Raw genomic sequence first — 264 nt, 5'->3', positions numbered from 1 at the left:
CAATACCATATGAGATGGAGTAGCCAAGACCCATAAATACTGAAGCAAAGAAGGCTGGAATAGCTTCACTCAATTCAGACCAGTTGATTTCCTTGAATGATGACAACATCATCATACCTACAATGATCAAAATTGGAGCCGTTGCTTGCGTTGGAACAATGGCAAGTAATGGTAAGAAAAGACTTGAGATCGCAAACATCACAGCAACGACAATCGAAGTCAATCCTGTACGTCCGCCTGCTCCAATACCAGCTGCTGATTCTA

General features: G+C 42.4%; 1 protein-coding gene. It reads right to left on the bottom strand.

Features of this window, described 5'->3' with window-relative positions; all coding sequences use genetic code 11:
- A partial coding sequence (locus tag ETC07_RS16220; protein WP_276605521.1) for a solute carrier family 23 protein occupies positions 1 to 264 on the bottom strand: 264 nt, incomplete at both ends.

It is taken from the genome of Halomonas borealis (assembly GCF_004798905.1).
GTDB lineage: Bacteria > Pseudomonadota > Gammaproteobacteria > Pseudomonadales > Halomonadaceae > Halomonas > Halomonas borealis.
Note: the sequence above shows the minus strand (reverse complement) of the source record. Positions and strands in the feature narration are given on the sequence as shown.